Source organism: Pedobacter psychrophilus, from assembly GCF_001652725.1.
GTDB classification, from domain to species: Bacteria; Bacteroidota; Bacteroidia; order Sphingobacteriales; family Sphingobacteriaceae; genus Pseudopedobacter; species Pseudopedobacter psychrophilus.
Window position 1 is genome coordinate 255716 of record NZ_LWHJ01000022.1, and the last position, 24115, is coordinate 279830.

Sequence of the window (24115 nt, forward strand, 5' to 3'; positions counted from 1 at the left end):
ACTATAATTATTTTATAGCGTCATTTATTGCTTTTGCAGAATCAAATGAATTAATAATTAAAATAGTATCTACAAAGCAGCCTTCACTAAATAAGGTAAAATTTCCTTTTGGAAGGATATGAAATTCTTTCTTACATCGGCATCACTTACAGATGTAAAGGCAAAAGAGAAAATGATACTTTTACTGGCTTTGATTAAAAATCTTAACCTTTCTGGATAAGTTTCATCATCATTTAATTCTTCTATAGCGATGAATTCCGTATAAAGTAGATTTTCTAATTCGTCTGAAAGGTCTTTCAAAAATCCTTGAGCATTGGTAGATTCTCGAATAAAATCCCAACCTATAAACTCATTGCAAACGGTATAAGAAAGTTTGCTGACTTTTAATATCAAAGCTGTTAAGTGCTGTTCTTTGTCAATACTTCTGGTGTCTTTTTGAATTACCTCGTTTAAACTGATTTTAAGATAATCCATTAAAATGGCATGAAGCACTAATTCCTTACTCTCAAAATATTTATAAATGGTTGCCTTTGCGATTTTTGCTTTTTTGGCAATTTCATTTACACTTGTTTTATGATAGCCGTATTTGCGAAATAGATCTTGCGCCGCCTTCTTAATACTTTCTTTAATCTTATCTATTTCCATTAGTTTATAACTGTGAGTAAATCGCCATTTATACTTACACTGTATTGCTTAAGTGGCCTTGTTGCAGGTGCTTTAGATGCAGAGCCATCACTTAAATTAAAATATGCTCCAGATACCTTATCCTCTACCAAAGGTGTTTGGTTGATTTGAAAAACCGGATTTCTTTGTATTGGGTTTACGGTACTACAACGGTCATAGGCCAAAATCCCATTCCCACTGTTATATAAAACCAGCCCCGCAACGCCTACACTTGCATTATTAACAACTTCCACGCCACCAGTCTGATTTAATTTAGGTAGTTGAAATGATAATGATGCAGAATAATTTACTGGAACGTCTGGTACACGATCAATATCATCTTTGCTACAAGACAGGTTAATAAAACAAAAAATGGCGAATAGGGAGAAGATTAGTTTTTTCATTTTATATGACTTCCGTTTGGAATTGTTTTAAGAAACGAACATCGTTTTCAGAAAATAAACGCAAATCTTTAATCTGATATTTTAAATTGGTAATTCTTTCAATTCCCATCCCAAAGGCAAAACCAGTAAATTTTTTAGAATCGATATTGACATTATCCAAAACGTTAGGATCTATCATTCCGCAACCTAAAATTTCTACCCAACCGCTATATTTACACATTTGGCAGCCTGCACCTTTGCAAATGGTACAAGAAATATCCATTTCTGCAGAAGGTTCTGTAAAAGGAAAATAAGAAGGTCTAAATCTTACTTTTGTTCCCTCGCCATATAATTCTTGTACAAAATAATAAAGCGTTTGCTTTAAATCTGCAAACGAAACATTTTCATCAACATATAATCCTTCTACCTGGTGGAAGAAACAATGTGCTCTTGCAGAAATTGCCTCATTGCGATAAACCCTACCTGGCATTAAAGCTCTAAAAGGAGGTTTTCCTTGTTCCATCAATCTTACCTGAACTGAAGAAGTATGAGTTCTTAATGCATAAGCCCCCCTCTCGTTCTCCCCCCCTAATTGGGGAGATGCCTGTCCTGCTTGATTTGCAACATTTATATTTTTTTCATTTGAAGAGTAACCATGCGCTTCCCTCTCCTCTTGGAGGGGGATTGAGGGGGAGGCTACAAAAAAGGTGTCCTGCATATCTCTTGCTGGATGCTCTTCTGGGAAGTTTAAAGCAGAAAAATTATGCCAATCGTCTTCAATTTCAGGTCCTTCTGCTAAAACAAATCCTAGTCTTTTAAAAATCTCGACAATTTCTTTTCTTACTAAATTTAAAGGATGCCTGCCACCAATTTCAAAACCTTCTCCAGGTAACGTTAAATCTTCTGAAGCTGCAGCATCATGTGTTCCGGTGTTGAAATTATCTTTATAGTCGTTAAATTTTGCTTCTGCTAATTGCTTAAACTGATTTAATACTTTGCCTAAAACACGTTTTTCTTCTGGCGATACCGCTTTAAATTCATCAAATAAATCTTTGATAATACCTTTTGTACCTAAAAATTTAATACGAAATTGCTCTAACTCTTCTGCCGACTTGGGTTCAAAAGCTTCGATTTCACTAGTATATTGATTGATTTTAGACTGCATAAGCCACAAATTTAATAAAAAAAGTCCCGATAATTTGGGACTTAACCATGTTATTTATTTGCGTTAGGGATAGAAACGACATCCTTTTTTGGTTTTCACAAAAAAGATATAGTGGATAGCCCGTAAAAACGCCCAAATAATTTTATTTAATCACTCCCAACTCTTTACCAACTTTTACAAAAGCAGTAATTGCTTTATCCAAGTGATTCCTATCATGTCCTGCAGACATTTGCACTCTAATCCTAGCTTTATCTTTTGGGACAACAGGATAGTAAAACCCAATTACATAAATGCCTTCTTCTAGCATCTTTGCTGCAAAATCTTGCGATAATTGCGCATCATAAAGCATAACAGGTACAATTGGATGCACACCAGCTTTGATGTCAAAACCAGCTTCAGTCATTTTATTTCTAAAATATTTAGTGTTTTCTTCTAATTTATCTCTTAGTTCTGTGGTTTCTGTAAGCATGTCTAAAACCGCAATAGATGCGCCTACAATAGAAGGAGCCAAGGTGTTAGAAAATAAATACGGACGAGAACGTTGACGTAAAATATCAATTACTTCTTTTGGGCCTGATGTAAAACCGCCTGATGCACCGCCTAAAGCTTTTCCTAGAGTTCCGGTAATGATATCAACTCTTCCCATTACATTATGATGCTCATGAGTTCCACGTCCGTTTTTGCCCATAAAACCACTGCAATGGCATTCATCAATCATTACCAAAGCGTTGTACTTATCGGCTAAATCGCAAATTTTATCTAATTGTGCGATGGTACCATCCATGGAAAAAGCACCATCGGTTACAACAATTCTATGGCGTAAATTTTGGGTTTCTTGTAATTGCTTTTCTAAATCCTCCATATCATCGTGTTTATAACGATAACGTTGTGCTTTACATAAACGAACGCCATCAATAATAGAAGCGTGATTTAATTCATCGGAAATGATCGCATCTTGTGCATCAAATAAAGGTTCAAAAAGACCTCCGTTTGCATCAAAAGCTGCAGCATATAGAATGGTATCTTCCATTCCTAAAAACTCAGAAATCTTTTTCTCTAACTCTTTATGTATATCTTGAGTGCCACATATAAAGCGTACTGATGACATACCATAACCGTGAGTATCAATAGCGCTTTTAGCGGCCTCAATTACCTTTGGATGTGAAGAAAGTCCTAAGTAATTATTAGCGCAAAAATTAAGAACATCGTTTCCGTTATCAACTTTTATATCTGCCCCTTGTGGCGAAACTATTATTCTTTCTTTCTTGTATAATCCTGCAGATTTAATATCGTTTAATTCTTTCTCAAGAACTGGTTTCAATGTTTTGTACATATTTATTTTTTAAAGTAAAAATAAGGAATCATTTTTGGATGTAAGAATTTCGTTCTTATCTATTAAGAATAAAAGCCTTTGAAAATTGTTTTTATGAATAAAATTTATTTGTGTTTCATGATGTTTTTATTGCCTTTTATAGCTAAAGGGGCAGTTTTAACTGATTCTACAACATGGGTAAAACAGTTTATGAGAAAAGTTATTGAGGTTCAAAAATTAAACAGGGTTCAAAATTTTGAGTCGGATGCTTATTTAAAAAGTAATTTAATTCTAGAAAACATACCAAAAACAATTTTAGGAAAGAAAATCCAAATCAGGAGTAATTTAAAGAATCGTCAATTAATTTGGCTGTATGAAACCTCTTCAAAATTATATAGCGATAAGAATTTAGGTTTTAAGGAATTGGTAAAAGCTACCAAAACTTATGGTAAATATCCATCTTGGGATTTTAAAAGTCCTGCTCAATTACAAGTTAATTTTGCTGACGATTTAGTAAAATTTGAAGCATTGAGTGATAAAAGTTTTATATCCCCATTAGAAAAAAATGCTTTTAAAGACTATAATTTTTATTTAATTGAAAAAGATAGTTTTACGGCAAAAATCAATGTAGTACCCAAACATAAATACGCTCCCACATTTACAGGAAATATTACTATTAACATTAAAAATTATGCTCTTAAAGATGTTGATTTAAAAACTACTGGTACTAAGGGAATTGACTTTATAGATACACTACAGGTATTGCAAACGTATAAAGATTTTAAGCCAACACATACAGTTTTAAATTATAATGGCGATTTTTTGAGGTTTATTTTCACCGGCAAAAGTGAAGCAATATTCAATAACTTTAAGACCGGAGTAAATCCAGATTCTCTAAAAACCTTTGGTAAAAACGAAATAGTAAAGGATGATTCATCCGCTTACCATTCTAACAAACTTGTAAAAGACAGAAGCATATTTCTCACTTTACAAGAACGACTTTCTTATGCCTATGAAGACTCTTTAAACCAATTTAGAAAAGATGAAATTGAATCAGATTCTTTATCAGGCTTATCAAAAAAAGTTAGACTATTCCCTTTATTTTTCTCTGATTTAGTTTGGAAAAGTAAGAGTAAGAAAAACTTGATTCTATTTGATCCGATTTTCCCTGCGTTTTTTTATAACACAGTAGAAGGTGCTGGTTTAAGCTACGGTGTAAATTTTCTTTCATTTTCTAAAGATGGCAAGTATTGGTCGATAAAGCCAAGGGTTAGATACGGTTTAAGCAATAACGAGTTAAACTCGGATGTCTCATTATCATGGCTTTATAAACCTAAAAGTAGGGGATTGGTAAATTTTAGTGCTGGTAGTACTTATAGAGATTTAAACCCAAACGGAACCATAGGTACTTTGCAGAACACTTTAAATACGCTGTTTTTTGAGCAAAACTTTATGAAGCTTTACAGAAAAGAGTATTTGAGTATGGGAATTGGGAGAGAATTAGTAGGTAATTTTTATCTTTCTATAGGTACCGAAATTTCTAGAAATTATGCAGCTAACAATACCAGAGATTATGCCTTTAGAAATATTAGAGATAGAGGTTTTAGCTCTAACAATCCAATAGCTCCAAATTTTGGCGACAAGATTTTCCCTAATTATACTGCATTTTTTATTAACAGTTCTTTAATCTATACTTTAAGGCAGCCTTATATTTTAAAGGATGGGGTTAAAATTTATAAATTACCCTTAGGTCCTCGTTTTATCGTTAATTATAGAAAAGGTGTTAATGGGATTTTCCATTCCGAATCAAATTACAATTATTTAGAGGGAGAAATTCAACATGAAAAACTAGATATGGGTTTATGGGGCTATGGTTCTTATTCTGTTTCTGCCGGGAAATTCTTAGATGCAAAAACTGTATATTTCCCAGAATGGAGACATTTTAGCGGTAACTCTGCCTTGGTTTTTAATCCTGGTTTAAAGAGTTTCCATTTGTTAGATTTTTATACCTATAGCACTAGCAGGTTTTTTATGGAAGCACATTTTGAACATAATTTTAACCAAAAGTTTTCTGCCAGGATCCCAGTGATCAGAAAATTAAAACTAGAGGAATTATTAGGTGGGGGATATTTAACCCAGCCGGACAGGGGAGATTATTTTGAAGCTTATATAGGTTTAAGAAGATGGGCTTTCAGAGCAGATTATGCCTGGTCTTTCGATAAGTTTGGATTGCTAAACCAAGGATTTAGGATATCATTTGCTTTTTAACATATTTTAAGGATTAATACCTGTAACCTTTTCTTAAAATTTTTCATCTTTGAGAAAATCATTAGTATGAAAAAAATATTTATTCTCTTATTATTTATCTCCTTTATATCGTCAACTTTCGCCCAACAATTCATCATTAAGGGAAAAATAACTGACAATCAAAAACAAGTTATTCCTTTTACTACTATATTTATAAAAGGAACCACAAAAGGCACATCCGCAAATAAGGAAGGTGAGTTTGTTTTAAAGGTTAATAAAGGAAAATATGATTTAGCCTTTAGCGCAATTGGTTTTAAACAGTTAGTAAAATCTGTAGAAATAGATAAAAACATCGAGCTAAATGTTATTTTAAGTGATGAGGTTTTTGAACTTAAGGATGTGGTAGTAAAATCAGGAGGAGAAGATCCTGCTTACGCCATCATTAGAAAAGCCATCAAACAGCGCAAAAAATATCTAAAGGAAACCCCACCTTACACATGTGAGGTTTATCTTAAAGGAATACAAAAATTATTAAAAGCCCCAGAGAAATTTTTGGGAAGGGATATTAAAAAAGCAGGTCAGGAAATAGGCTTAGATTCTAATCGGACAGGAATACTTTATCAATCAGAATCTCAGTCTATATTAAGTTTTTTGCCGCCAAATAGTTATCACGAGGAAATGATTTCTTCTAAAGTTGCAGGTGGAAATCGATCTTTCAGTTTTAATAGAGCAACCGAATTATTGTTAAACTTTTATGAAAATACCCAGGAATGGAATGGATTAAGTAACCGTCCATTTGTTTCTCCAATTGCAGATAATGCTTTGTTTTATTACGATTATAAACTGATTGGAACCACCGTAGAAAACGGTGAGTTTATAAATAAAATACAAATTTTGCCAAAGAGAAAATATGATCCTGCTTACCGCGGATTCATTTATATTGTAGAAGATAGTTGGCGAATTTATAGTACTGATTTATTGATGAGTAAAGAATCTAACATCAATTTATTAGATACTTTGAAAATAAACCAAACTTATATACCTGTTACTAGAAAAACCTGGATGCCGTCAAATGTAAAGCTAGAGTTTACAGGAGGTTTTCTTGGTTTCCGATTTGGAGGATATTATGTTGGCGTTTACAGTAATTACGTTTTAAACCCAAAACTAAATCCTAAAGATTTTAAAGAGGTTGTAAAAATCACTAAAGAAGTAAATAAAAAAGATTCTATATACTGGTCTAATGCCAGGCCAATTCCACTCACTAAAGAAGAAACAAGCAACTACATAAAAAAAGATAGCATTGCCAAAAGGAGGGAATCAAAACCTTACTTAGATAGCTTAGACAAAGTGAATAATAACCTAAAGTTTGGTAAAATATTTTTGGGTGGATACAATCCAAGAAATAGATTTAAGAAAGAATTTTATCACATTGACCCACTTTTGCCTGCCATATTTTTTAATACGGTAGAAGGTTTTGGTATTAATTATGGCGCTAGTTATACCAAAAGGATTGATACTATAAATAATAGATCTTTATCCTTAAAGGGGAATATCAGGTACGGATTCTCTAACAAACTATTCAACGCCAATACTTCTGCAAACATTCCGATAGGTAAAAAATTGAACTTAGGCTTACGTTTAGGTTCTGATGTTTTGGATTTAAATGATAATGGCACATTGAGCACTTTCGGAAATACCATTAACTCTTTATTTTACGAACGTAATTATTCAAAGTTTTATCAAAAGAAATATGGAGAAGCTAATCTTTCATCTCGCTTGCCATTTGGCCTTTCTGCGAATGTTGGTTTAGCTTATCAAAATAATAAATGGTTGCCAAATAGTTCAAGTTACGCTTTCCGTAATGATCCAGAATCTGATTATACTTCTAATAATCCTTACGTTCCACAGTCTGATTTCTTGCTATTTAATGAATATCAAAATTTTAACATCAATGCTTCTTTAAGTTATAATTTCAGCAGTAAATACGTAACCTATCCAACAGGAAAATTCTATTTGCCGTCAAAGTGGCCAGTTTTAACTTTAAAATATGAAAAGGCTATAAAAAACATAGTAGGTTCGGATGCTAATTATGACTTTTTAAGTTTAGGTATTCGTAAATCTAATATCAAATTAGGCTTTTACGGAGAGTTTGACTTTAGTGCAGAAACAGGAAAGTTTTTGACTTCTAAAAATTTACAGTTTCCAGATTTTAATCATTTTAGAGGAAACAAGGCTTTATCTTTTACGCCAGGACAAAACCAATTTTTATTTTTAGATTATTATTTAGAAAGCACCAACCAAAGTTATATTGAAGGCCACGCCGAGCAAAATTTCAAAGGATTTTTTACTAATAAAATCCCGTTGTTAAGAAAATTGAAACTTCAAGAATTGGTAGGTTTTAATTATTTAAGTACGCCGCATTTAACAGATTATAAGGAATTATATTTCGGTTTGGCTTATACAGGAATAAAAGTTTTTTATGGTTTTGCTTTTGATGGTAATAAACAAATGCATTCTGGATTTAAAATAGCATATGGGTTTTAAATGCGTTAGGGATTGACTCTCTATCCGTAGAGTTTAGCGAAGTGCTCTCTACGGATTTGTTATAGAAATGAGTCTACAGACTCAAAAAGATAAATTATGTCAGAAGGAGGATATTTAATTCATAACCAGCATTCTATCCATTTTATAACGTTTGCGGTTGTGCAATGGGTTGATGTTTTTACAAGAAAAATCTATTCTGATATCATTATCGATAGTTTAAAATTTTGTCAGGAAAATAAAGGATTGAAAATTCATGCTTGGTGTTTAATGAGTAATCATATCCATTTGATTATATCAACGGATGAAAAAAATAAATTGTCTGATGTGTTAAGGGATTTTAAAAAATTCACTTCTGTAAAAATTATTAAGGAAATTGAAAACTCAACTACTGAAAGTAGAAAAAACTGGATGATTTGGATTTTTAAAAAAGCAGGAGAAGCGAATAATAGGAATAAGGAATATCAGTTTTGGCAACAAGATAATCATCCGATTGAATTGGATTCAGAAGAAATTTTCAATTCTAAAATAAACTATTTGCACTATAATCCGGTTAAAGTCGGATTAGTTAAAGAAGAAAAAGATTATTTACTTTCTTCTGGTATTGATTATTTTGGAGATGAAGAAGGATTGTTGAAAATTGATTTTGTTTAATCATTACAGCGAGTCTGAAGACTCTTTTTTATTTATGCATCTTTAGTCATCGCTTCGCTAAAGACTAAAGATAGAACAGGTTATTAAAAAACCAGAAAGAATTATCTTCATAATAAGGTTTCCCAGGATACCAAGTTTGACCAGGCCCTCCAAATCTGTACATTAAGTAAAGAAAAAAAATTATCGCTATAAGAACTATTATTTTTGTTAAAACACTGACATCTTTTTCTTCAATTTTTTTAAAATTTCTTTTCTTGTTATTCATGATAAAAAAGTTGCTTATTATTTCTATCCGTATAGTTAAGCGTAAGCGTTTCTACGGATTTGCAATAAAATAGAGTCTACAGACTCAAAAAATCAAAAACTTATCCATCTGCATTTCAGTAAACCTCAAAGTGTCTTCTTTAAATAAGTCACCATCTTCATTTATTTCAGAACTGATATTTGGGATGTGCAACTTTAAAGGCAACACGTGTAAACCAATATAATTACAAACACCAGTTAAATGCTCTATGCCTCTAATATTCCCATATTTACCAGTAGAGTGACCAACCAAGGCTGCTTTTTTATCCATAAAAGATATAGGGAATTTACAGGAATCAATAAATAATTTTAAGATGCCAGGAAAGCTTCCATTGTACTCTGGCACAATAAAAATAAATTTATCTGCTTTAGAAACTTGATGTTGTATGGCTTCAAAATCTGGCAAAGATTTTCCATAATAACCTCCAGAAATTAAATCTTGAGGTAATTTAGTTAGAGATAGAATATCAGCTTTTTCGCCTTTTTGAGCTAAAATTTTTTGATAATACTTAGCGATTTTATTAGTGTTACTATCAGGGCGATTAGTTCCTGAAACAATTAATGTCATGTTGATTTGTTTATAAATTGCATTAACGTGTGGAAATTGATATTGTTTATATTTGTATCTTGCCGCCCTGTTAAAAAGAGAGATAATTGGTCGAAAATACTAAAAAACGGCTATTTTTTTAACATTCGCCAAAATAGGAAGCATCATAAAATTAAATCATTTAATGAGTAAAATCATAGCAATTGCCAATCAAAAAGGCGGAGTGGGTAAAACCACCACATCAATTAATTTAGCAGCTAGTTTAGCGGTTTTAGAATATAAAACCTTAATTGTTGATGCAGATCCACAGGCAAATTCTACTTCTGGTATCGGGTTTGACCCTCGTACTATAAAAAATAGTATTTATGAGTGCATCATTAATGATATAACAGCCAAAGAAGCTATCCAAAAAACCGACACTCCAAACTTAGATTTATTACCTGCACATATTGATTTAGTAGGCGCAGAGATTGAAATGATCAATCTTCAGAACCGTGAGTATAAAATGAAAGCGGTATTGGAACAAATAAATGATGATTATGATTTTATCATTGTAGATTGTTCTCCGTCTTTGGGTTTAATTACGATTAACGCTTTAACCGCTGCAGATTCTGTAATTATTCCTGTACAATGCGAATATTTTGCTTTAGAAGGTTTAGGCAAATTATTAAATACCATAAAAATTGTTCAAAATAGATTAAATCCAGAATTGCAGATTGAAGGGATTTTATTAACGATGTACGATGTTCGTTTAAGATTATCAAACCAAGTTGTAGAAGAAGTTCGTTCCCATTTCGAGAACCTGGTTTTCAATACCATTATCGCCAGAAATACCCGTTTAAGTGAAGCGCCAAGTTTTGGTGTATCAGTAATTATGCATGATGCAAATTCTAAAGGCGCAATCAATTATCTTAATTTGGCGAGAGAGATTGTTACCAAAAATGGAATGGAAAAGGAAAGTGCAACAGATAGAACGGAGGTGATTAAATAATGAGTAAGGATAGGAAATTTGGTTTAGGTAGAGGTTTAGGAGCATTATTAACAGATTCTCCAGAATATACAAGAGAAAGAAACCAAACAAATACAAACAGCAATTCTTCAGTTTCAGAAAATCCATCTGCGGCTTTAGGTTCTATTAGCCACGTGAAAGTAAATCAAGTTCAGGTAAATCCATATCAACCTCGTTTTGAGTTTGATGAAGTTGCATTAAAAGAACTTTCAGAATCAATCATTTTGCAAGGATTGATACAACCCATCACCGTAAGGCAAATGGGTCATAATAGTTATCAATTAATTTCTGGTGAACGTAGATTAAGAGCATCTAAATTAGCGGGAATTACAGAAATACCAGCTTATATACGCACTGCCGATGATCAGCAGATGCTAGAAATGGCGTTGATAGAAAACATCCAAAGAGAAAATTTAAATGCCATTGAAGTGGCCTTAAGTTTCCAGAGGATGATTGAAGAATGCGAGATTAACCAAGAAGAATTAGGAGACCGTGTTTCAAAAAATAGATCTACGGTTACCAATTATCTTAGGTTATTAAAATTGCCGCCAACTATTCAGGCTGCTATTAGGGATAATAAAATTTCTATGGGTCATGCGAGGGCATTAATCAATGTTTCTGATCCAACAGCTCAGCTTTATATTTATCAAGAAATACTGGATAAAGATTTATCGGTAAGAAAAGTAGAAGAATTAGTACGCTCTATTAAGCAAAGAGGAATTAATCCTGCTGCCAAAGAAAAGAAACAAGATGTTTTTTCGTTTCAGTATCAAAAAATACAAGATGATTTGTCTTCAAAATTTGCGACTAGAATTAAAATGAAGGTGCAAGATGGAGGTAAGGGAAGTATAGAAATTCCTTTTCTTTCTGATGATGATTTAAACCGCATCTTGGAATTGCTAGATTGGTAATGTTAAAATCGCTGTTTTTTATACTTTTCATTTTTATTGTTGCCAATACCTATGCGCAACGTAAAGATTCTGTTTCTACAAATAAAGATACCATCACAGTAAAAGACGCAGCCAAAGAAATAGGTTTCAAAGAAAAAGCAAGAGGCATCACCAAAGAAATTGGACTGCTTTTTAAGGATAGCACCAAATTACAAAACCCTAGAAAAGCAGTTTTACGGTCTGCAATTTTACCAGGTTGGGGGCAAGCCCGTAACCGCAAATGGTGGAAAGTGCCTTTAGTTTACGGCGGTTTTGTAGGTTTAGGTTTAATTTATAATTTCAATAATAAGTTTTATAAAGAAACCCTTGCAGAAAGTCAGTTTAGAAAAGCCAATCCAAATCTAGGCAGAGATTCTTCATTTCTCTTTTCTCAATATAGAGGAATACCAGATAATCAAATTTTTGGAGCCAAAGATTTTTACCGTAGAAATAGGGACCTTTCTTTATATAGTATGGTTGGTTTTTGGGGATTACAAATGGTTGATGCTTATATTGATGCTAAGCTTGCCACATTTGATGTTAGTGATGATTTGACACTAAAGGTTTCACCTTCAATTTACTCGCCAACTTATGGTAGTTTAGGTTTCAAAACTGCAGTCCCCATGTTAAGTTTAAAATTTAATTTTAAATAAATACTTACATTAGCGCACCTTAAACAAAAGATTTCAGCTTAAATATTTGATATGAAGATTGCCCTTATCGGTTATGGAAAAATGGGGAAAATGATCGAGTCTATCGCTTTAGACAGAAATCATGAAATAGTTTTGGTAATAGACCAAGCTAATGCACAAGATTTAACTATAGAAAATCTACAAAAAGCAGACGTTGCCATAGAATTTAGCACACCTCAAACAGTATTACAGAACCTTGAAACTGCAATAAAAGCAAAAGTGCCTTTAATTGTTGGTACAACGGGCTGGTATGGCCATTTGCAAGAAGTAAAAGATAATTGTATTTCTACAGGCTCTACTGTAATGTATGGTTCAAACTTTAGTGTTGGAGTGAATATATTCTTTCAAATAAACCAACAGGTGGCTAAGATGATGAACAAATTTTCTGACCAATATGATGTTGGTATGGAAGAAATTCATCATATCCATAAGTTGGATTCGCCAAGCGGAACAGCAATTACTATTGCAGAGGACATAATCCATGAGTTTGATCATAAAAATGAATGGGTGGATGTAAAAAGTGATGATCCTGTAACAAATCATAAACCAGAGCATCTAATCATCGAGTCATACCGCGAAGGAGAAGTTCCAGGTACACATGCCGTAATTTATGATTCTGATGTTGACCGCATAGAACTAAAACATATTGCCCATGGAAGGCAAGGTTTTGCATTAGGGGCTGTAATAGCTGCCGAATGGCTAAAAGATAAAAGCGGATTTTACTCCGTAAAAGAAATGTACGATTTTAAAGCTTAGATATATATGAATTGGAGATTTTGGAATAAGGATAAACCTAAAAAGAAAAAAAGTGCTGGTAGAGAATGGTTAGATGCAATTGTGTTTGCCGTTATAGCTGCAACTATTATTAGAGGTTTATTTATTGAGGCTTATACAATTCCAACAGGATCAATGGAGCGTTCGCTACTTGTTGGCGATTTTCTTTTTGTAAGCAAAATGAGTTACGGAGCTCGTACTCCAATTACACCAGTTGCGTTCCCCTTTGCACATCATACCATGCCAGTTATCAACACAAAGGCATATTGGGATGGTATTCAACTACCTTATTACCGTTTACCGGGATTTGGAAATGTAGAGCGTTATGATGTTGTAGTTTTTAATTATCCTATGGATGCCGATGCACCTTTAAGCAGACCTGTTGATAAAAGAGAAAACTATATTAAAAGGTGTATGGCTATTTCTGGCGATACCTTAAAAATAATTGATGCCAAGGTATATATTAACGGTAAACCTGCTGAATTACCTGAGATGAGTCAGACTCAATATTATGTTAAAACTGATGGTACAGATTTTAATCCAAAAGCTTTAGAAGATATTAAAGCAGATGTAGAACGCGTTACCGCTGATGAATATGTCATTACCATGCCTAAAGGCGAGGTTGATAAAATCAAGGCATTTTCTAATGTTAAAAGCGTAGCACCAGTTATTGCAGAACAAAATACCTTTGAGCAGCAAGTTTTCCCTTCAGACCCTCATTATAAATGGAATCAAGATAATTTTGGTCCATTAATTATCCCTAAAAAAGGATGGACAGTTAAATTGGATAGTTTAACTTATCCACTTTACCAAAGGGCAATTACAGTTTATGAGGGTAATAAATTAGAAGTTAGAGGTAACAGTTTTTATATCAATGGACAAAAAGCAAACACCTATACTTTTAAAATGAATTATTATTGGATGATGGGCGATAACCGTCATAATTCATTAGATTCTAGATATTGGGGTTTTGTACCCGAAGATCATATTGTAGGTAAAGCGCTATTTGTTTGGATGAGTTGGAACGAAAATGGTACTTTCTTCGATAAGATTAGATGGAACCGATTATTTATGGGGATACATTAATTATTAAATAAATGAAATAAAAAGTACTTGATTATCACAAGTGCTTTTTTATTTTAGAGATATGATTACCATAAAATTTCATAATAGTAAATATTTTAAAATAAGAGTTTATCTTTGATTCAATTTAAATTTTTATCTCTCCAATATTATATTTTACATGATTAAAAAAGTACAAAGGGCGTTTATTATTGATGACGATGAGGTGTACATTTATGCAATTAAAAGGCTAATTAAAATTCAGAATTTATGTGAGGATTTGTTCGTTTTTACTGACGGACAACAAGCGGTAGATTATTTATTAGAACATAAAAGTGATGGTACTCCAATGCCTGATTTGATTTTAATTGATGTGAATATGCCAGTTTTAGATGGTTGGGGATTTATAGAAGAGTTTCAAAAAATGGATGTTAATTTAACCAAAGACACTAAACTGTTTATGGTAAGCTCTTCCATTGATCCTAGAGATGTAAAAAAAGCAAAAGAAATACCAATGATTATAAAATATATATTTAAGCCAATTACCTTCGATGAGCTGAAAGAAGTTTTTTCTTAGGTTGTGCCCAACTCCAAATAGTTTAAAAATCCAATATTCTTTCTTATTTTAAAAAAGGTATTTTAATAAGCTCAATTTTATGAAAAATGTTATTTTTTTAATTTTCATATTCCTCACAGTCAACTCTTTTGCTCAAAGCGAAAAAACGTTGGGTTTTGGTTTTAAAATAGGCATAGGAAAGGCTACAGTAGCTTATAATAAAACAACAAATGCTTCGCTTTCAGCTAATAATTCTGATGTTATTTCTGCTTTTTTAAATTATTCAATAAACGAAAAATTAAATTTTCAATCTGGCTTATCTTACCTTAGTAAGGGGGTTATTTCAATTGAAGAAATGTCGGATAATACAGGTGGAAGTTTTTTTTATTCTTATAGATTAACGGCTGTAAGAATATCATATATAGAATTACCGCTCAACGCAGTGTTAAAATTACCACTAAGTGTAATGGAAAGGTTTTGTTAGGAGGAGGGCCATATTTAGCTTATGCGATTGCAGGTAATGCAGAAATATACACTAGTACCATTACAAACGTAAATTCTTTTGTCGAAGATAGAGAAAAAAGAGACATTAATTATGGAAATGAAATGTCAGATGATTTTAGTCCATTTGATTTAGGTTTAAATTTTTTAGTGGGATATCAAATAAAAAAAGGTTGGCTTTTGAACTTTAATTACTCTCAAGGTATAGCTAATATTTTACCAAAGAAGCAAAGAGTTAATGAAATTAAAGCAATTAATGGGGCTTTTCAGATTTGTTTAGGTTACGAGTTTTAATCTGCAAATTTTAAGGATTTAACATATTTCCTTAACTCTTTTTTGAATGATTGAGCTGTATTGGAATCATCTTAAGCCTCACAAAAAAACCGGCGATAAATCGCCGGCCTTTCTAACTTAGGTTGGTTGGTATTAAGATTTTAAATATTTTTGGCTAACCAATCACCAACTGCATTGGTTCCGTAAGCTTTGTTTTTTCCAGACAAATCTTCGGTTACAATTCCTTCAGCCAAAGATTTATTCACAACCTCTCTAATTGCATCAGCTTCTGCTTGTAAGCCAAAAGCATCTTCAAACATCATTGCAGCAGATAAAACTGTTGCCAAAGGATTTGCTATATCTTTTCCTGTTGCTTGTGGATAGGAACCGTGAATTGGTTCGTACAAAGAAGTATGTAAACCTTTAGAAGCCGATGGCATTAATCCCATAGAACCTGAAATCACAGAAGCTTCATCCGTTAAAATATCACCGAAAAGGTTTTCTGTTATTAAAACATCATAAGAATTTGGCCATTGTACCAATCGCATTGCTACTGCATCCACAAACTCATAAGAAACAGTAACTTCTGGATAATCTTTTTCCATATCCTGTACGGTTTCTCTCCATAAACGAGAGGTTTCTAAAACGTTGGCTTTATCTACACAGCATAGTTTTTTACCACGAGTCATTGCAATTTCAAAACCCATTTTTGCCAAACGTTGTATTTCAAAACGAGTATAGGTACAAGTATCAAAAGCGGTATTACCATCGTCTTTTCTTCCTCTTTCGCCGAAGTAAATTCCGCCTGTTAATTCACGTAAAATGATTAAGTCAGTTCCTTCAATTCTTTCTCTTTTTAAAGGAGAATTATCAATTAAAGAAGGGAAAGTAAAAGTTGGACGTACATTGGCAAATAATCCCAATTTCTGACGCATCTTTAATAATCCTTGCTCCGGACGTATCTTTGCTTTTGGGTCGTTATCATACTTTGGATGACCAATTGCACCAAAAAGAACAGCATCTGCAGCCAAACAAACTTCATGAGTTGAGTCTGGATAAGGTTCTCCGCAATCATCAATGGCGCAAGCACCAGTTAATGCGGAAGTCCAATTAATTTCGTGGTTATATTTTACTGCAATGGCATCACAAACTTTCACTGCTTGTGCTATTACTTCTGGTCCAATTCCGTCTCCTGCAAGCAGGGCAATGTTTAGTTTCATTTTTTTTAGTTTTTTAGTATTTAGTTTGTTGGTTTGTTAGATTTAGTCGGTCCAACCAACTAACAACCTAACCAACTTTTATAGGTTCTTGATACTAGCTACTAGATACTTCTTCTTGTTTCTGCAAATCATCTTGATTCTTGCTACTTGGCTCTTGCATCTTTCCCTCCATAATATTCAACATTTTTTCAGTTGCTTTTATAGCACAAACAGTTTGATCAGAGTCTAAACCACGAGTTTTAAAAGTTTTTTTATTTGTTTGCCAAGTGATGGTAGTTTCGCAAAGTGCATCTGAACTACTACCTGGAGCAATATGTACCACATAATCAATAAGGGCAGGAAGAATTCTTCCTTGAGCTTTATAGATATAGCTTAATGCTAACATAAAAGCATCAAATTGTCCATCGCCTTGGGCATGTTCTTCAAAAATTTGACCGTTAAAATTTATAGCAATAGTGGCTGAAGGGCGTAATCCTTTAGAGTGAGAAAGCACATAAGACTCCACTTTTACTTTATCCTGATGGGTATGGCTAGCTAAAACATCAGAAATAATATAAGGTAAATCATCTTGGGTTACCGTTTCTTTTAAATCGCCCAATTCAATTACTCTTTGGGTAACTTTCTTTAAATCAGCTTCATTCAATTTTAAACCTAATTCTTGAAGATTCTTCTCGATATTAGCTTTTCCAGAAGTTTTACCTAAAGCATAAGTGCGTTTCCTACCAAAACGTTCTGGCAACAAATCGTTAAAATAAAGATTCTTTTTATTGTCACCATCTGCATGGATACCAGCAGTTTGTGTGAATACATTCTCACCAACAATTGGTTTATTCGCCGGAATGCGAACTCCAGAAAATGTCTCAACCAATTTACTTACTTTATAAATGGAAGACTCTTTTAATCCAATTTGTACTTCGGGTAAAAAATCATTAATTACCGCTATTACGCTTGCCATTGGGGCATTTCCAGCTCTTTCTCCCATTCCATTTACCGTTAAATGTAAACCATCAATCCCTGCTTTTACAGCTTCTAAAGCATTTGCAGTGCCCAAATCATAATCATTATGAGCGTGAAAATCGAAATGTGTATTGGGATATTTTTCTTTAATATCTTTTAAGAAAACATAAGTTTCATCAGGAGTTAAAACGCCTAAAGTATCAGGCAATAAAATTCTTTCTATGGGTTGGGTAACTAAAAAATCAAGGTATTGAAAAACATAAGCTTGAGAATTTCGCATTCCATTACTCCAATCTTCTAAATATACATTGGTTTTGATTCCTTCTTTTGATGCTGAATCAATAACATTTTTAATTTCTGCAAAATGTTTTTCGGGTGTTTTTTTAAGCTGATGTTTTAAGTGATTTAATGAACCTTTTGTTAATAAATTTTGAACTTTAACACCTGCTTGCAACATCCAATCAATAGAAACGCCATTATCTACAAAAGTTAAAACTTCCACTTTTTGTAAATGTCCGTTGTTGGCAGCCCATTTAGTAACTGCTTTTACGGCGCCAAGTTCCCCTTCAGAAACCCTTGCAGAAGCAATTTCAATCCGATCCACATTCAATTCCTCTAGCAAAAGTTGAGAAATTGTCAGCTTTTCGGCAATGGAAAAAGAGACACCAGAGGTTTGTTCGCCATCCCTCAGCGTAGTATCCATTATTTCTATCTTTCTTGCTTTCATTTTAAAAATGTTTTAAAAATTAAATTGGCAAAGCCGATGCAAATTCTTGTATATCAGATTTTATGTTTTGAAGATAATCGATATCATCAAAGCCGTTTATCATATTGTCTTTTTTGTAAGAACTGATTTCAAAACTTTCCTTTTCTCCAGTTGCTACTAATGAAATGGTTTGTGCTGCTAAATCAATTTCTATTTCAGTTTCGGGATTTTTATGAACTGCAGAAAAAATGGTCTCCATAAATTCTGGACTGATTTGAACTGGCAAAACACCGATATTTAAGCAATTACCTCTAAAAATATCTGCAAAGAAACTGGAAACTACCGCTCTAAAACCGTAATCGTAAATTGCCCAAGCTGCATGTTCTCTTGAAGAACCCGAGCCAAAGTTTTTCCCTCCTAAAAGAATTTTCCCTTTATAAATTGGATTGTTTAAAACAAAATCCGCTTTAGGCGAACCATCTGTATTGTATCTCCAATCTCTAAATAAATTATCTCCAAAACCCACACGCTCTGTTGCTTTTAAAAAACGAGCTGGGATGATTTGGTCGGTATCTACATTTTCTATAGGAAGTGGAACCGCTGTAGTTTTTAATATTGTGAATTTATCGTATGCCATTTTATTTTAGTTTGTTAGGTTTTAGTTTGTTGGTTTGTTGGTTTGTTAGGCTTTTTAAGTGGCTAACTAAACCGTCAACTAAATTCTAAATTATATATTATTGTTAGTTTGTCAGGTTATTTAGTGTGTTCGGCCCTAACAGCCTAACCAACTAACAACCCAACCATCTAACTAACTAATTCTTCCATTAATTCCCTCGGGTCTGTTACTTTTCCGGTTACTGCTGCTGCTGCTGCAACTAGTGGGCTTGCCAATAAAGTTCTAGAACCAGGACCTTGTCTGCCTTCAAAGTTTCTGTTTGAAGTACTTACTGCATATTTACCAGCCGGAATTTTATCGTCATTCATGGCTAAACAAGCAGAACAGCCAGGCTGACGCAATACAAAACCTGCTTCTGTGAAAATATCTAATAAACCTTCGTCCTTAATCGCAGCTTCTACAATATGAGAACCTGGAACTAACCAAGCAGTTACATTATCAGCTTTATGGCGACCTTTTACAATAGAAGCAAAAGCTCTAAAATCTTCAATACGTCCGTTTGTGCAACTCCCAATAAATACATAATCTACAGGTTTGCCAATCATATGGTCGCCTTGGTTAAAGCCCATATAATTTAATGACTTCTCATAAGTAGCAACTCCACCTTCAATAGCATCGGCATCTGGAATATCTTGTGAAATTCCGATTCCCATTCCTGGGTTTGTACCGTAAGTAATCATGGGCTCAATTTCAGAACCTGCAAATGTATATTCCTTATCAAAAACTGCATCATCATCAGTTTTTAAAGTTTTGTAATAAGCTAAAGCTTTATCCCAAGCTTCTCCTTTTGGAGTGAATTCTCTACCTTTTACATATTCAAAAGTAGTTTCATCCGGAGCAATCATACCACCTCTTGCGCCCATTTCTATCGAAAGGTTACAAACCGTCATACGGCCTTCCATTGTCATTTCTTCAAAAACTTTTCCTGCATATTCAACAAAATATCCCGTTGCGCCAGAAGTAGAAAGTTTAGAAATAATAAATAAAGCCACATCTTTTGGTGTTACCCCAAAGCCTAAATCACCAGTGATATTGATACGCATTTTTTGCGGTTTAGGCTGCATAATACATTGTGTTGCCAAAACCATTTCTACTTCAGAAGTACCAATTCCAAAAGCAATCGCTCCAAAAGCGCCATGAGTAGAAGTATGAGAATCACCGCAAACAATGGTTGCACCGGGTTGTGTAATGCCATATTCTGGACCTACAACATGTACAATTCCATTTTTTTGATGACCTAAGCCCCAATGAGAAATTCCGTATTCATTAGAATTTGATTCCAGAGCTTTTAACTGATTAGCTGAAAGCGGGTCTTCTACCGGTAAATGCTGATTAATAGTTGGCGTATTATGATCTGCCGTTGCGAAAGTAAGCTCGGGATATAAAACCTTAATTCCTCTGCTTTTTAGCCCCAAAAATGCAACCGGACTGGTTACCTCGTGAATCATGTGACGGTCAATGAAAAGCACATCTGGTCCTCCTTTAATCTTTTTAACTACGTGGCCGTCCCACACTTTGTCAAATAATGTATTACTCATTTTATTTGTTTTTACTCTTTTATATTTTCCATGGTCTGTGTCCTCACAGACCATTTATTTTTTTGTTTCGAACTGTGAAACACACAGACCGAGGTTGATTTGCGTTAGGGATTGAAGCGGCAGCTTTTTTTGCTTTTCAGCAAAAAACTATAGTGTAAAGCCCGCCCGAACGCCCCAATAAGATTTCAATTTTTTAAAATTGCTAAGTACTAACCACCTAACGAACTAATAACTAACCAACTACTTAAATAAACTTATTCACCGCATCTAAATAAGCGTTTGCCGATGCCTGCACAATATCTGTACTGAAACCGTAACCGTTATAGTTTTTATCCAAATACTTAATTCTCATATTTACTTTACTCACATCATCGCTACCGCCTTCAATTGCTTCAATATTGAATGTTTTAATGGCAATTTCTTTCTCTAAAATAGAATTGATGGCTTTAATTGTTGCATCAACAGGGCCGTTTCCTGATGAAGTTGCTTCATACATTACGCCCTTAATATCTAATTTGATAATTGAAGTTGGAATCAGTGGATCACCACACATTACTTGTAACAATTTCACGGTAACACCTGCTTTGTAATTACGCTCAGTGCCATCGCTCATTAATAATAGCAGGTCGTCGTCTTTTATTTCTTTCTTCTTATCTGCAACCGTTAAAAACCGTTCATAAACATCATCTAAATTGATTTTATCAATCACATATCCTAATCTTTCTAAATGGTGTTTTAAAGCATGTCGGCCGCTTCTTGCGGTTAAAATAATCTCAGATTGGTCAATTCCAACATCTTCTGGATTGATGATTTCATAGTTTTCACGATGTTTTAAAACACCATCCTGATGAATTCCAGAACTATGTGCGAAAGCGTTTTTACCTACAATTGCTTTGTTAGGTTGAACTGGCATTCTCATCATTCTGCTCACCATTCCGCTCAACTCGTAAAAATGTTTAGAGTTGATATTGGTATGCTTATTTAAAGTTTGATGTGTTCTTAAAATCATTGCCACTTCCTCTAAAGAAGTATTTCCGGCTCTTTCTCCAATTCCGTTAATGGTACATTCTGCCTGGCGAGCACCATTTTGGATACCCGCAATGGTATTTGCAGTAGCCAAACCTAAATCGTTATGGCAATGCACAGAAATGATCGCTTTATCAATATTGGAAACATGATCCATCAAATATTTGATTTTTGCGCCATATTGGTCGGGTAAGCAATAACCATTGGTATCCGGAATATTTACCACCGTCGCACCGGCGGCAATTACCGCTTCCACCATTTGCGCTAAAAATTCATTGTCCGCTCTTCCGGCATCTTCTGCATAAAACTCAATATCTTCTACATACTTTTTGGCGTATTTAACAGCATCAACTCCACGTTGTAAAATATCTTCTCGGGTGCTGTTAAATTTATATTTGATATGCATATCCGAGGCGCCAATACCCGTATGAATACGTGGTCTTTTGGCATATTTTAAAGAATCTGCGGCTACATCTATATCATTTTTATTAGCTCTGGTTAAAGCACAAATAATAGGTTCTGTTATCGCTTTGGAAAGTTCTACAACACTATTAAAATCTCCAGGACTAGATACCGGAAATCCTGCTTCAATTACATCCACACCCAAAGCTTCCAGTCGCAGTGCAATTTCTACTTTTTCAGAAGTTGTTAACTGGCAACCGGGCACTTGTTCTCCATCACGTAAAGTGGTGTCGAAAATATAAATTCTATTTGGATCGTGTAACATGTTTAGCCTCACCCCCCAGCCCCCTCTCCAAAAGGAGAAGGGAGACTGGGTGGATTTTATTTGTTGTTAAATTTATATTGTTAACTCAAAGTCTTTTATAGTTTCTTTGAGTGTTAAATTTTTATTTTTTATTTCTGAAATTTCTTTCACTTCTCCGTTTTCCAAAACCATTCTCTTCTCTAGACAAGACGGCAATTGTGATTCAAAATGACCGACATAAATCACAGTCATCCCATTCGAACAAACTTTATCTATCAACTGATTAAAATAAGCAGTTTGCTGATTATCTAATCCCTGGCAAGGTTCATCCAAAACCAATAATTCTGGATTTTTGATGATGGTTCTGGCTAATAAAACCAGGCGTTGTTTGCCTAAAGGCAGCGTATTTAATAAGTCGTTATTGTTTTCGGTTAAACCGAAAAAATTAATTAATTCATCTACTTGTGCTTTTTTAGAGTAGGGTAAAGTTTTAAATAAACCTACCGAATCATACAAGCCTGACGCTACACTTTCCAAAACGGTGGAGTTTGCATCAAAATACCAATGAAACTCTGGAGATATTAAACCGATATGTTGTTTAATATCCCATATGCTTTCACCACTTCCTCTTTTGTTGCCGAATAAATACAATTCGTTGGCATAAGATTGTGGATGGTCGCCATTAATTAAACTTAACAAAGTAGATTTTCCGGAACCATTTGGCCCTTGTAGTAACCATCTTTCACCAGCTCTCACTTCCCAATTGATGTTTTTTAACACTTCCTTTTCGCCATAGCTGATATTTACATCAACCATTTTTGCGATTAAACCGGAAGAATAAATAGGAGCTTGTTTTAAAAATTCGGGAATTTCTCCCAATTCATAATTTGAGTTTGTAAAAGCTTTTTCTAGAGCAGAAATTTCTTCTAATTTTCCACCTGTAATTTTTGCAAAACGATTGATACATATTGGTAATTCTTCATCATTAGAAATGATGATTAAAGAAACACCTTCTGCGCAAACATCATTTAACAAAGCATTTAAACTTTCTCTGGATTTAACATCCAAACCTGTGTAAGGCTGGTCGATAATTAACAACTGAGGTTTTAACCACAAAGCTTTTACCAACTGTAATTTTTTATGTTCGCCACTTGATAATTCTATCAATTGAGAATTCTTTAATCCGGCAAAGCCTAAAGCATTTAAAATCGGTTCCACATCGGCGAAAGCCAAATGATTTTCTTTACCGTAATGAGCCAATTCTGCTTTTACGGTTAAAGTTTCTTTAGCTTGCTGTGAAGTATATCGCTGTTGATAATAGAAATTAGCAACACCTTCCACATTTTTGAATTGATACCAACTTTCGACCAATGAAACTTTTGCAGGCAATTGAATCTCGTTATCAAAATTGATTTCAATTTTTCCAGCATAATCTGCTAAGCCAGTAATCGCTTTCGCTAAGGTTGTTTTTCCGCTTCCGCTGATGCCAGATAAAACCCATTGTTCTCCTTTTTGGATAGTCCAGCTCAAATCATCAAACACCGAATTGCTTTGGTATTTGAAATTTAAATTTTCGATATGGACTTTGGGTCTCTGCATTTTTGGCCTCACCCTAACCCTCTCCAAAGGAGAGGGAATTAGAGCTTGAATGTTTTGTGTATTATTATTATTATTT

General features: G+C 33.8%; 22 protein-coding genes. 11 read left to right on the plus strand and 11 right to left on the minus strand.

All coding sequences use genetic code 11. From position 1 onward, the window contains the following. Nucleotides 1–69: 69 nt before the first annotated feature. The 4 genes from A5893_RS05900 to kbl all read right to left on the minus strand — a co-directional run bounded on the left by A5893_RS05900 (nucleotide 70) and on the right by kbl (nucleotide 3544). On the minus strand, nucleotides 70–645 hold the full coding sequence (locus A5893_RS05900; RefSeq protein ID WP_068821628.1) for a TetR/AcrR family transcriptional regulator: 576 nt from the start codon (nucleotides 643–645) through the stop codon (nucleotides 70–72). After that, nucleotides 645–1067 (minus strand): Rieske (2Fe-2S) protein, encoded by a 423-nt coding sequence (locus A5893_RS05905; protein WP_068821629.1) that lies wholly within the window; start codon nucleotides 1065–1067, stop codon nucleotides 645–647. The genes A5893_RS05900 and A5893_RS05905 overlap by 1 nt, the downstream gene beginning before the upstream one ends. A gap of 1 nt (nucleotide 1068) precedes the next feature. Next, nucleotides 1069–2211, minus strand: coding sequence for a phenylalanine--tRNA ligase subunit alpha (pheS, locus tag A5893_RS05910; RefSeq protein ID WP_068821630.1), 1143 nt, complete (start codon nucleotides 2209–2211; stop codon nucleotides 1069–1071). Nucleotides 2212–2353: 142 nt separating this feature from the next. After that, entirely contained in the window at nucleotides 2354–3544 is a 1191-nt protein-coding gene (kbl, locus tag A5893_RS05915) for a glycine C-acetyltransferase (RefSeq protein ID WP_068821631.1), read from the minus strand. Between the two features lie 93 nt (nucleotides 3545–3637). Here kbl and A5893_RS05920 point away from each other — a divergent pair, with 93 nt between their 5' ends. The 3 genes from A5893_RS05920 to A5893_RS05930 all read left to right on the plus strand — a co-directional run bounded on the left by A5893_RS05920 (nucleotide 3638) and on the right by A5893_RS05930 (nucleotide 8965). Then, nucleotides 3638–5791 carry a DUF5686 family protein gene (locus tag A5893_RS05920; protein WP_157687482.1) on the plus strand — a complete coding sequence of 718 codons (2154 nt, stop codon included), beginning with the start codon at nucleotides 3638–3640 and terminating at the stop codon, nucleotides 5789–5791. A 66-nt stretch (nucleotides 5792–5857) separates the two neighbouring features. After that, on the plus strand, nucleotides 5858–8314 hold the full coding sequence (locus A5893_RS05925; RefSeq protein WP_068821633.1) for a DUF5686 and carboxypeptidase regulatory-like domain-containing protein: 2457 nt from the start codon (nucleotides 5858–5860) through the stop codon (nucleotides 8312–8314). Nucleotides 8315–8410: 96 nt separating this feature from the next. Beyond that, a complete protein-coding gene (locus A5893_RS05930; RefSeq protein ID WP_068821634.1) occupies nucleotides 8411–8965 on the plus strand; it encodes an REP-associated tyrosine transposase in 555 nt (184 codons plus the stop codon). 349 nt (nucleotides 8966–9314) lie between these two features. Here the strand turns inward: A5893_RS05930 and A5893_RS05940 are convergent, their stop codons facing one another. Beyond that, the gene (locus tag A5893_RS05940) at nucleotides 9315–9836 is read right to left on the minus strand and encodes an NADPH-dependent FMN reductase (RefSeq protein WP_068821636.1); all 522 of its coding nucleotides are present in this window, start codon (nucleotides 9834–9836) and stop codon (nucleotides 9315–9317) included. 163 nt (nucleotides 9837–9999) lie between these two features. Here A5893_RS05940 and A5893_RS05945 point away from each other — a divergent pair, with 163 nt between their 5' ends. The 8 genes from A5893_RS05945 to A5893_RS18170 all read left to right on the plus strand — a co-directional run bounded on the left by A5893_RS05945 (nucleotide 10000) and on the right by A5893_RS18170 (nucleotide 15632). After that, the gene (locus A5893_RS05945; RefSeq protein ID WP_068821637.1) at nucleotides 10000–10806 is read left to right on the plus strand and encodes a ParA family protein; all 807 of its coding nucleotides are present in this window, start codon (nucleotides 10000–10002) and stop codon (nucleotides 10804–10806) included. Beyond that, a complete protein-coding gene (locus A5893_RS05950) occupies nucleotides 10806–11735 on the plus strand; it encodes a ParB/RepB/Spo0J family partition protein (protein ID WP_198342283.1) in 930 nt (309 codons plus the stop codon). The genes A5893_RS05945 and A5893_RS05950 overlap by 1 nt, the downstream gene beginning before the upstream one ends. Next, a complete protein-coding gene (locus tag A5893_RS05955) occupies nucleotides 11735–12406 on the plus strand; it encodes a DUF5683 domain-containing protein (RefSeq protein WP_068821639.1) in 672 nt (223 codons plus the stop codon). The genes A5893_RS05950 and A5893_RS05955 overlap by 1 nt, the downstream gene beginning before the upstream one ends. Before the next feature lie 51 nt (nucleotides 12407–12457). Next, nucleotides 12458–13201 carry a 4-hydroxy-tetrahydrodipicolinate reductase gene (dapB, locus tag A5893_RS05960; RefSeq protein WP_068821640.1) on the plus strand — a complete coding sequence of 248 codons (744 nt, stop codon included), beginning with the start codon at nucleotides 12458–12460 and terminating at the stop codon, nucleotides 13199–13201. Between the two features lie 6 nt (nucleotides 13202–13207). Further along, nucleotides 13208–14305 carry a signal peptidase I gene (lepB, locus tag A5893_RS05965; RefSeq protein WP_068821641.1) on the plus strand — a complete coding sequence of 366 codons (1098 nt, stop codon included), beginning with the start codon at nucleotides 13208–13210 and terminating at the stop codon, nucleotides 14303–14305. 157 nt (nucleotides 14306–14462) lie between these two features. Then, nucleotides 14463–14858, plus strand: coding sequence for a response regulator (locus tag A5893_RS05970; RefSeq protein WP_068821642.1), 396 nt, complete (start codon nucleotides 14463–14465; stop codon nucleotides 14856–14858). Between the two features lie 79 nt (nucleotides 14859–14937). Beyond that, the gene (locus A5893_RS18165; RefSeq protein ID WP_068821643.1) at nucleotides 14938–15321 is read left to right on the plus strand and encodes an outer membrane beta-barrel protein; all 384 of its coding nucleotides are present in this window, start codon (nucleotides 14938–14940) and stop codon (nucleotides 15319–15321) included. Continuing rightward, complete coding sequence (locus A5893_RS18170; RefSeq protein ID WP_068821644.1) at nucleotides 15315–15632, plus strand: outer membrane beta-barrel protein; 318 nt, start codon at nucleotides 15315–15317, stop codon at nucleotides 15630–15632. Before A5893_RS18165 ends, A5893_RS18170 begins: the two co-directional genes overlap by 7 nt. A 140-nt stretch (nucleotides 15633–15772) precedes the next feature. Here A5893_RS18170 and leuB read toward each other — a convergent pair whose 3' ends face one another. The 6 genes from leuB to A5893_RS06010 form a co-directional block, all read right to left on the minus strand. Continuing rightward, a complete protein-coding gene (gene leuB / locus A5893_RS05985) occupies nucleotides 15773–16831 on the minus strand; it encodes a 3-isopropylmalate dehydrogenase (protein WP_068821645.1) in 1059 nt (352 codons plus the stop codon). A 94-nt stretch (nucleotides 16832–16925) separates the two neighbouring features. Further along, nucleotides 16926–18515, minus strand: coding sequence for an alpha-isopropylmalate synthase regulatory domain-containing protein (locus tag A5893_RS05990; RefSeq protein ID WP_068821646.1), 1590 nt, complete (start codon nucleotides 18513–18515; stop codon nucleotides 16926–16928). 19 nt (nucleotides 18516–18534) lie between these two features. Beyond that, nucleotides 18535–19131 carry a 3-isopropylmalate dehydratase small subunit gene (leuD, locus tag A5893_RS05995; RefSeq protein WP_068821647.1) on the minus strand — a complete coding sequence of 199 codons (597 nt, stop codon included), beginning with the start codon at nucleotides 19129–19131 and terminating at the stop codon, nucleotides 18535–18537. Nucleotides 19132–19298: 167 nt separating this feature from the next. Further along, nucleotides 19299–20708 carry a 3-isopropylmalate dehydratase large subunit gene (leuC, locus tag A5893_RS06000; protein WP_068822098.1) on the minus strand — a complete coding sequence of 470 codons (1410 nt, stop codon included), beginning with the start codon at nucleotides 20706–20708 and terminating at the stop codon, nucleotides 19299–19301. A 244-nt stretch (nucleotides 20709–20952) separates the two neighbouring features. Continuing rightward, nucleotides 20953–22461 (minus strand): 2-isopropylmalate synthase, encoded by a 1509-nt coding sequence (locus tag A5893_RS06005; protein ID WP_068821648.1) that lies wholly within the window; start codon nucleotides 22459–22461, stop codon nucleotides 20953–20955. A gap of 72 nt (nucleotides 22462–22533) precedes the next feature. After that, the gene (locus A5893_RS06010; RefSeq protein WP_068821649.1) at nucleotides 22534–24039 is read right to left on the minus strand and encodes an ATP-binding cassette domain-containing protein; all 1506 of its coding nucleotides are present in this window, start codon (nucleotides 24037–24039) and stop codon (nucleotides 22534–22536) included. Nucleotides 24040–24115: the final 76 nt, after the last annotated feature.